This window comes from Legionella stuttgartensis, assembly GCF_977063405.2.
Map to the genome: position 1 here is coordinate 1 of NZ_CDRUHA020000072.1, position 9,665 is coordinate 9,665.

Below are 9,665 nucleotides of genomic sequence, written 5' to 3' on the forward strand. Positions count from 1 at the left end.
CTGACTTTCCTCATCACTCACGACCATTGCTCTTAACAACAGCCGCATGAGGTGGTTTGAGACCTATCGCTGGTGATCGATCTCGGTGGGTCTACCACCATCTCTTCCGCAGCTTGCTACGGCATACTCCCTATTTCTGTAATTTCATTTTTAGAAGCTGAGCGCCAATGGATGAAATCCACTCAAGGTTTTGAGATCAAAGAAGCGGCGAGAAAAACCTCATTTTGTGGTCATGTTATTCTTTCAGATGAAATTATGGTAGTTGAAGATGCAACTAAAGATAGACGATTTTATGATAATCCTTTTGTTCTAGGAAAACCCAATTTCAGATTTTATTTAGGTTGTCCTTTGAAAATTAAAACATACAATGTGGGTGTGATTTGTTTGATCGACGACAAGCCCAGATCAATCAAGGAAGTAGATCAAAAACTCGTTCACGATCTTGCCCAAATGGTAGAAATGGAGCTCGAATCATTACAATTATCCTTTACTGATGAATTAACAGGCTTAACCAATCGGCGTGGATTTTTAAAACTAGCGGGCTATCTGTTTCAAAAATGCCAGCTTGAAAATAATGTTTTTACCTTGTTATTTTTTGATTTAGATAAATTTAAGTATATAAATGACCACTTTGGACATGCAGAAGGTGATAGGGTTTTAAAAACTTTTTCTAATACGCTTCTGCAGAACTTTCGTTGTTATGACGTGATTGCACGTTTAGGCGGCGATGAATTTTGTATCTTTTGTTCTGGGCTAAATCAAAAAGATGTAGATTGCATTATTCAACGTTTAACAGATTCATTGAAATCAGTAGCCACAAAAGATTATTCACTCGAATTTAGTATGGGGAGTATCCAATATGATCCAGAAAAGCATCGTACCCTTGAAGAGATGATTGCTCTTGCTGATTCTAAAATGTATGTTACTAAAAAAAGTAAGTAATCTGACATTTGCTGGAGGGTACTTTTTCAAATTAGCTATGTAGGACTCAAAATGATCTAACATACTTTGCTCTATTACAATGTAAAATAATTCATAAGATTTAATTTTAGTTGATGATTGATCATCAATATAATTTACTATTAGTGTATAGCCGATTCTGATCCACTAAGAAGATCATTTCTTTAAGGTCTAACCAGGTCACCACGGTATAATTCATTATTGAGAGAGGTACACCTTTGGAAAAACGTATTTTCATAATTGGTCATATGGGAGCTGGCAAATTTGTATTTACAGAAGCGCTGGCTAAAAAATTAGGATGGCAAATTGTCGATGCAAATCCCAGCATTGAACGTTACATTGGTCGGCATACACGAGAAATTCTTGGTGAGCAAGGCGAAACAGCGTTTAACCGTTGCCAAGCCGAAATTATTTCTCATAGCATAGAGAAAGAAAATGTTGTCGTCTTATTGGAAGAATGCGTTGTATCCAGTGAAGAATGTCGAAAACTGTTATCCTCTGAATTTGTGGTTTATTTAAAAGTATCTATCCCAACCCAACTTGGTCGTATGAAAAATGGACGCGTTTCTTCCCTTCCAGTTGATGATATGAAAAGCTTCCTGGAACAACAGCACCGCGAACGAGACCCTTTTTATGAAGAAGTTGCTACCTTGGTCGTTGAATCTGTTGGTTATTCCGATCAAGTAGCTGAAATCAATAAAATTATTGACGAAGATGTTAACAAAGTGATGAAAGCCTTAGAAGGATAGAAGAATACCGAACAAGGTAGAGGCATTTCACGACCACCTCATCCTGAGGAGTTTACGACGAAGGATCTCCTGATTTTTTCTCATACCCATCTTCTGGAGATCCCTCACTGCATTCAACGAACAGTGGTTCGGGATTGACGCATCATCAGATTTTTTAGTCTGGTGCAACGAGGAATTCAATTTATTAGAGTTGGTAGAACTAATCTTGACTATACGAAAAAATACTTTTACAACTTGAAGAATATTCTTATTCTTACCGCAAGGGTCATGGCAAGCTTAATTGATTTCAGGAAGTACGTGACCATATGTTCTTTAGTATTATGCTCGCCGTTGCATGCCTCTTTTATTGAGCAGACAATGGGAACTGCTGTAGTGAAGGATGCCACAGCTGTTTACTTTAACCCGGCCGCATTAACTATTGCACCTCAGCATCAATTTATTTTTTTGGACACTCTGGCAAGGGCTCAATTTGAGTTTAGCGGAAGTGCAAAAAATATACCTTCTGGGAATACCGAGTCGGGATCGACCCTCTCTCAATCCAATTTTGTCTTACCCTCCATGTATCTTAAGATCCCTATAAATAAAAGATTCGTGGCCGGTTTTGCTGTCGTTGCGAATGATTTTAATCGCGAATTGGATAACCAACCGATTCTTCGCTATATCCTCGCCCGTAATCAAACGAATAATATTGACTTTATTCCCGCGCTTGGGTTTAAAATTAATCAATTTATTTCCATAGGAGGAAACCTTAATTTTACCTATGCTCATATCATCCAGGAGCCTATTGCTGCAGGCATAGCCCGGTTGAATATTCCTGAAAGCCGTAGCTTTAATGACAGTCAAGCAAACAGTTTGGGCGGTGATTTTGGGATACTAATTAAACCTGACAAAAAAACAGCCTTGGGTTTTAATTATCGTAGTGCAGTGACTTATAATTTACAGGGTAGTAGTACGATAACTGGTTCGCAGAATATTTCTTCAGAGGATTACCATTTTAAATATTGGACACCAGCAAGAACTGTCATAACAATAAGCCATTTTGTCGATGAACAATTAGGCTTTTTAGGAACTGTTCAATACCTGCAATGGAATATCTTCAAAGAAGTTTCGGTGCATAATTTTGCAACGCAAGCTGGCTCCAATGTCTTTATTGTCCCCAAGGCTCGCATTAATTATCATTTTCACAACAGTTGGCTTCTAACCCTTGGGACAATTTATCAAGTGTCACCAAAGTGGGTTGTCCGAATAGCGGGAACATATAATCAATCTCCCTCAAATGGAAAATTTCAAATAGGCCCTGGCGACAGTTTAACTACCGGTTTTTCGATGGGATATCAATTGATGAACCATCTCACTGTTGATGGTGGTTATGCCCATGCTTTTTATAAAAAGGAATTGATTGATATTAGGCTCCCCCAGAATATTATCACTGGCATTAATGAAGGCAGCCATGATGCCGTCTCACTCAAATTAACGCTCACTGCTTAGAGAGTGAGACATAAAATTAATCTGTTCAAACCCCTTTTGGAGTATTAGATAATTCTGAATCAGGGGATTCAGAATCGATTATGGACTCTTGTGCCCCAGAGGCAGCTTCAGCTCCTGAATCATATTTTTTTACTTGTCGCCAATGGCTCGACTCTCCTTGCTGAAAAGTTCTACGGAAAAAACTTCCCTCGTATTGATTTGCAGAGCTTATATCTAAATGTAGCTTTAAAATCGATTTATATTTCACTAAAGCGGCATATTTATCAGTGCATTGCTCAATCTCTTCCACTATAGATGTTTTTATTTGTTTCCATAACTCCTTATTTTCTCCTTCGCGCGCTCTGAGCATCATATCGTTTAATTGGGCGGGATTATGAAGAGGGATATCCTCCTTTGCCAATTTAAAAGACATTTCCTTTGCTTGCGAAAAGTCTTTGTCGAAGTGGATTGCTTCCAACCTTTGTATGTCGTTCTGTAATTCATCCCATCGTTGCTTATCACCTCGTAAACGCGCCCAATTAAGCAAATAGGTCAGTTGAGATACGTTTGTGGGGATATCGCTGTAATTGACACAAGCCTCATGTGAATTTAAGTTTCCTCTTGCCACAAGACCATGGCAATTGATGAACTCACCGTATTTTCCGTTAAAATTTATACCGAAACTGAATCCTGACTCGTCTAAATTTCGGCCATTACCTCCACAAAGTTGCAAACTAGTTAACTGGAATCCTAACTCTGTGAGTTGTTGATCGAGAACGTCGAGAATTTCTTCGTCATCAAACAAGCCATTTGGATATTGAAAACTGCTAAATCCTATTACAGCTTCAATTTCAGCACCCTCAGGCGCATGAGCCACCATTGCTGCGATAACTTCTTTTCCCAGTTGGGAATCTAAAGTATAACTCGTAATACCACCTGGAAAATGGATGAACGACAGACGCTTAACTTCGTTGTTTTGCTTGATAAAAAAGGCAAATGATACGCATTCAGTCATGCCAGAAGTGAAAATTCCATGAGCTTCCCCTGAACCTATATTAATCACGTTCCTAGGATCGCACACAGCATAAAACGGCGCATATTTATAAGAAATAACATCATCATCTATCGGATCTATATACATAATTAACCTCTCCAGGATAATTATAGTACTTTATAGCAAGAGTAAAGATAGCCCGTAAGGATCGAGGTGGATTACAGGCTACACTGGCTTTAGTCCGATATAACAATTTGTGTATCCGATAGATTTTTCTATATTTATATCAAGATAAAGAAGATAAATTATGCCAGACTTAAATTTAATAAAAATGGCACACTGTATTCTGTCCTCACTGATTTGGCCATGATGGTTGGGATTAAATTAATTACATTCCTCTGACCAAGATGGTATCTGAATAGCCTGTTTCCATTCCCTTGCTGTTTTTGGTTACCGCCTTTTCATGGGACGAAACACCTGTTTTGCATATAGGATCTATTGGAGAAATTCCTAACATAGAAAAGAACGTTAACGTGCGATTGTTTTCTGCGATCTTAACAGTATTGTTTCCAACTTTTCTTTCGACGTAATGGAATTTGAGCGGGTGATAACTTCCCGAAACATAAGCCTCTAAAGCTACATCTTTAATTTTCCTACCTTTATAGGGCCCCTGATTAAAACTATTTTTTACTCCGTTTTGTCCAAAAAAATACATAGAGTTAGTTGGCACAGGAACTCTTATTCCTGAAGGCTTATTTTTGTTTATCTCAGGTTGAAATCTGCTCCTGGATAAAAAAATAGAACCATCTGTTTTTAATTTTTGTCGCTCTTTAGGTGTAAAGGGATAAATATATTCAGATGGATTTTGATTTATAACTACTCTGGACAATTTTTCTTTTAGTGGCATATTAGATGACCTTTATTACAGCAATATTAGCCCGTAAGGAGCGAAGCGGATTACGTGGCTCATTAATTAATGCCAGAATCCCTATTAGAGAATCTAAACATCCTCATACTATTGGAAATTACTCCATATTAATAGAAAAAGTTGCTCCCAAAAGCTCATTAACGAGCCATATTGTTGCCCCCCATGGACTTTAAGAAATAATCCTGTAATCCGCTGTGCTCCTTACGAACTACGCATGCTTAAGTTTACCAATCAATCGAGTCTGCCCCATTGATGATTAATTGTGTAGTACAGTTTGGGATAATCATCTAGTTTACATTGAATAATCAACACTGGCCTGCTCGGAGATAATTTCTTCTTTACTACAGGCATAATCTTTCAAGACCCATGTATAATGGACCTCATTACACACTGAGTCTTTTTTGAGCAATTTTGTACATCCAAGAATAGAGGATTTGTCTAATTCGAGGTATATTTCACCTGATTTTTAACATGAGGATTTTACCGTGAAATCAAAACTGGAATTAGCCAAGCAGCAAATTAGTGAAAACCATGCTGAAGCCAAAGAAGAAAAAAATAGAACTAATGTCTTTGGCGCATTAGAAAACTTATCAAGCATTTTAGATAAGTTTACCCCTGAGCAAATCGAACAAATTTATCAAATTGAAAAAATTGACCCAGTCTACTTTCCTGGCCTTTCGAAAGCAGCATCCAATACCATACTCAATTTGCACCAAGGAAATCCAAATCTTTCCTTAGATTTTATTATTACTACAGTATCCAAACTAGCCAGCAGAGGACGACCCTGGGAGTCTTTAAATGCGTTCTCATCTTTTGGCAAACACTGCCGTTCTGAACTAAGCGAAGTCAACATCAATTATTTAATGAAAGTAAACAGTGATATTCTTGAGATCGTCGGCTCTACAATAAGAAACGACATGAGCGAAAAGGAACAGAGCATATCTGGAAAATTTCATAACCTGTTCGGATTTTTTAATGGCCATACGCCAATGCAATACAATGAGGGGTTAATTAAATCAATAAATAAACAAATGGAATATTATTACCCTGGATCTACTTCTAAGTTGCAATATTAGAAAGCAAGTAGCCTGTAACGAGTGAAGTGGTATACAGGCTACCCCTTGAACTTAAATGGTTTAATTTCTACCAATGGGATTGTAACAACAGGTAAAATCAAACGGCTTAAGCTCGACCTGTTTATTTAAATGTACATAATAACCTTCGTTTTTAAGTAATGAATTGATATTAAGTAAATTATCTACTTCATATAAATAATCACGGTGCGGGGACTCCCAGTCAGAAATTTGAGTGAGTGCTTTTTGTTTTGCTTCAAATTCATTCGCAGCAACTACGAAAATATTCTTATGTAATTCGGTAAATTGTTTTTTATCGTAACCACCCAAGTTTACGAAAAATAATTTATTCCCCCTATCTTCTGATTGTTCCTGTGAAATTTGAATGCCATATCCATCTGCATAATTTAAAATGCCCCAGGCATCTATATGTAAACTTTTGGGTATACCCCACCAGCTTTTTCTAAGCGCATCGTAGGTATCCTCAATGGAATTAGCAACTATAAAACGGAGATCATGAAGTTCGATTAAAGAATCAGGGTGGCTACCACCAATATATATTACAAATAAATTCATTTGGTTTTCCTAATAAAACAGCAGCTTTTTGAACTTAGCCTGTAATTATTTCAGCATTAAGAATTTCTTACCACTGGCAAGATAATTTTAGATGAGACTGCTGTGTGTCCTAGGGAAACTTCTTGAATATAATTTATCTCCCATGTATAGTTTTTATCTTTTTTTATTTGTGAATATTATGAAATGTAAAGCGTATTTCGGTAACACAGGACTTATGCTCGAAGTAGAGGGTAATAATGAAACTACTTTAAGACAATATGCTAAAGCCTGTGGTATGGATAATGCCACTATAGTTACTTTCGATAAAAAGAAATATACCCTTTATCTACCACATATGAATCAAGAAACATATTCAAAATTATGTGAAGTTGCTGAGGGAGAAACACCTACATTTGAGGAATTAGAAAAACAAGCAACAGTAGAGCAAAAAGAGAAGGAACAGTATGCTCTTCGCGATAATGGATTCATTAAATCAAAACTTGCCAAAAAAGATCACGAAGTAAATTATCGAGTCGGGCTTGTCGATAAAAAAAATATTAGTATAACCGTAGTAAGCAACGATAAATTCTTGTTATCTCTATTTGAACAATATTTCGAAGGAAATACTGGCATAATCGCTACCGATAAAAAATCCTTTAAGCAATTAAATATTCCAAAAATAGGTAAAGATAAATACAACTCTTGTCTGAATATAATAAAAGATGGGCTTCCCCGCGGTTATAAAAAAGATCTACGAAGTTTTGAGCAATTAAAGCAGATAGCAGATGACTCAAATGAATATAATCCAATAAGTTCCGCTGCAAAGGGTAAATAGTTAATGGGGGCATGCCTTGTACTGTGAATTTTAATTGAGATGCACAATTCAAGGACCCCGTTAAGGGTTACGTTCTATATGATATATTCATGCCAACTTTCTAGGAATAGTAAAACTAAAAGTAGAGCCTACTCCCACTTGGCTCGTAACATTTAGAGTACCTTGATGGCTGTTAATAATGTCTTTACAAATCGAAAGCCCTATTCCCATGCCTGATATATTATCATTTGTAACACGATAAAATGGCTCAAAAATATTGTCTAAATGTTCTTCAGGTATACCTAAACCATAATCTCTGATAGTTACTTGAATCACAGAATCAATTTTTTCACTTGTTATAAAAATTTTACCTCCTTGAGGTGAATATTTTATGGCATTTGAAATGAGATTGACAATTACTTGACCAATGCGTTCTTTATCCGCCTCTATCTCATCCTCTAAGGTAAGTTGTGTTTCAAATTGATAATTTTTAGTTTCCAATTGCATATCCTGCACTTTCTCTAAAATCAATTGATTTAAATTGAAAGTTACTCGTCTTAAATGCAACTTCCCTTCTTCCAATCGTGTGGTATCGAGCATATCTCGAATGAGCGCCTGGAGAAGCTCAAGCTGTTTTTTTAATTTATTAAGAATTTCCATTTGAAAAGGCGTATTCTTTTCTAAAAATGCTTGTTCAATTATTCCCATATATAAAGTCATACATGTAAGCGGTGAATTAATTTCATGGCTCGCATAAGCGATAAACTCATCACGTAAGCGAACTTGTGCCATTAGATGCTGCTCACTTTTTTTCATGTTTATTTCTGTCTGCATTTTAGCTACTAGTTCATATTCAAAAGCAATAATGATTGAAGCAGCATTTGTGAGCACCTGAGCCATTTCTAACTCCCTTTTTGTTGGCTCTTGGGGCTCAGAAAAATATATATCTAAAGTTCCTAAAATGCGCTCCTCTGCTGTAAGAACAGGAAAAGACCAGTACGCACGGCAATTATGTTTACGAGCTAAGGGTCTTAAATCTTCCCATGCGGGATCTAATTCAATATCAGTAGTAATGATGGGTTTTCCCTTATTCATCGCAAGGAACTTATCGACAAAATGAGGCTCTTGAGGATAGGCTTTTATAATCTGGACATATTCTTCGGGTATTCCTTCTGAGCATTGAAAACACTCACTGCCTGGAGGCAATAAATAAAAAGCAGCTTTTGCCCTGCCTTTCGTTTGAAGTATTACAGTGTCAACAAGCGCTCTCAGAGAAAGTTCTAAAGGCTTTCTGCTCATGGCAGCATGAAAGGCTTCTTTTTGTCCAATAAGCCATATCTTCTCTTCCTGCAAAGCCGCTCTTGTATAAATTTGTTCCATTAAATCAGCGGATTGACGAAGTATTACATTCATTAAAGAAAGATCGCGCTCGGATGGCTCATGAACTGTATTCCAATGAGTAGAGATAACACCTAATAATTCTCCTGAGTGAGAAAAAAGGGGACTTGACAGTACAGAGCATATTCCCAATATGCGATATGTAACTAAGAGTTTGGGATTTAATAAAAACTCACAATGATCTATATCTACAAGAATGCTCCTTTTTTCCTTCATCGCAAGAGCGTAGGTGCTAACATCATGCGAAGAAATCCATTGTAGCAATTGAATAGTCGAATCTTCAAAACCTTGCCAAGCCGTTAACTCTAGACCCTTCTTCTCTGGAATATAAGTATGAAGACTTACACAATTTGATTGCATAATAGTTGTTGTAGTTTCAATAATGAGCTTATTAAGAGCATTCACTTTTTCTGCTTCGTCTAACTCCCTATTAATTAATCGAAGCAATTTTGAATCAAGTAATTGTTCTGCTTGAGCTTTATTTAAATGAGCATGTTCTGTTACTAACTCTTGCATCCCTTTATTATTAAAGGTTTGATCCATTTTTAACTGATTTTTATAAAATTGATTGTTTTGGTCTAATTGATTAAATTTCTCCAATTGTAGACAGTGCTAATAACCCGCTAGTAAATGGCGCAGGCCATCAATAAAGTTTCACCAGAAAATACCCCAAGAAGTTTACAAAAAGACCAAGACAGAAAACTCATCTAAAATAAAGGGACTAATG

At 36.6% G+C, this 9,665-nt stretch carries 10 protein-coding genes; 6 read left to right on the forward strand and 4 right to left on the reverse strand.

The genetic code is table 11. The annotated features are described in order from the left end of the window. The first annotated feature begins 72 nt into the window (after positions 1-72). The 3 genes from ACWTEW_RS27550 (at position 73) to ACWTEW_RS27560 (ending at position 3,197) form a co-directional block, all read left to right on the forward strand. The gene (locus ACWTEW_RS27550; protein ID WP_454783583.1) at positions 73-942 is read left to right on the forward strand and encodes a sensor domain-containing diguanylate cyclase; all 870 of its coding nucleotides are present in this window, start codon (positions 73-75) and stop codon (positions 940-942) included. Between the two features lie 236 nt (positions 943-1,178). Further along, on the forward strand, positions 1,179-1,709 hold the full coding sequence (locus ACWTEW_RS27555; protein WP_454783584.1) for a shikimate kinase: 531 nt from the start codon (positions 1,179-1,181) through the stop codon (positions 1,707-1,709). A 297-nt stretch (positions 1,710-2,006) separates the two neighbouring features. Next, positions 2,007-3,197, forward strand: coding sequence for an OmpP1/FadL family transporter (locus tag ACWTEW_RS27560; RefSeq protein ID WP_454783585.1), 1,191 nt, complete (start codon positions 2,007-2,009; stop codon positions 3,195-3,197). Between the two features lie 25 nt (positions 3,198-3,222). Here the strand turns inward: ACWTEW_RS27560 and ACWTEW_RS27565 are convergent, their stop codons facing one another. After that, positions 3,223-4,317: a hypothetical protein gene (locus ACWTEW_RS27565; protein WP_454783586.1), complete on the reverse strand. Its 1,095-nt coding sequence runs from the start codon at positions 4,315-4,317 to the stop codon at positions 3,223-3,225. Between the two features lie 241 nt (positions 4,318-4,558). Next, on the reverse strand, positions 4,559-5,077 hold the full coding sequence (locus ACWTEW_RS27570; protein WP_454783587.1) for a hypothetical protein: 519 nt from the start codon (positions 5,075-5,077) through the stop codon (positions 4,559-4,561). Between the two features lie 5 nt (positions 5,078-5,082). Between ACWTEW_RS27570 and ACWTEW_RS27575 the strand changes: the two genes are divergently transcribed. Further along, entirely contained in the window at positions 5,083-5,271 is a 189-nt protein-coding gene (locus ACWTEW_RS27575; protein ID WP_454783588.1) for a hypothetical protein, read from the forward strand. A 312-nt stretch (positions 5,272-5,583) separates the two neighbouring features. Further along, on the forward strand, positions 5,584-6,174 hold the full coding sequence (locus ACWTEW_RS27580) for a hypothetical protein (RefSeq protein WP_454783589.1): 591 nt from the start codon (positions 5,584-5,586) through the stop codon (positions 6,172-6,174). 60 nt (positions 6,175-6,234) lie between these two features. Here ACWTEW_RS27580 and ACWTEW_RS27585 read toward each other — a convergent pair whose 3' ends face one another. Then, positions 6,235-6,747 carry a DUF1543 domain-containing protein gene (locus ACWTEW_RS27585; RefSeq protein WP_454783590.1) on the reverse strand — a complete coding sequence of 171 codons (513 nt, stop codon included), beginning with the start codon at positions 6,745-6,747 and terminating at the stop codon, positions 6,235-6,237. A gap of 178 nt (positions 6,748-6,925) precedes the next feature. Here ACWTEW_RS27585 and ACWTEW_RS27590 point away from each other — a divergent pair, with 178 nt between their 5' ends. Further along, a complete protein-coding gene (locus tag ACWTEW_RS27590) occupies positions 6,926-7,561 on the forward strand; it encodes a hypothetical protein (RefSeq protein WP_454783591.1) in 636 nt (211 codons plus the stop codon). 87 nt (positions 7,562-7,648) lie between these two features. Here ACWTEW_RS27590 and ACWTEW_RS27595 read toward each other — a convergent pair whose 3' ends face one another. Continuing rightward, a complete protein-coding gene (locus tag ACWTEW_RS27595) occupies positions 7,649-9,481 on the reverse strand; it encodes an ATP-binding protein (protein ID WP_454783592.1) in 1,833 nt (610 codons plus the stop codon). Between the last annotated feature and the right edge of the window lie 184 nt (positions 9,482-9,665).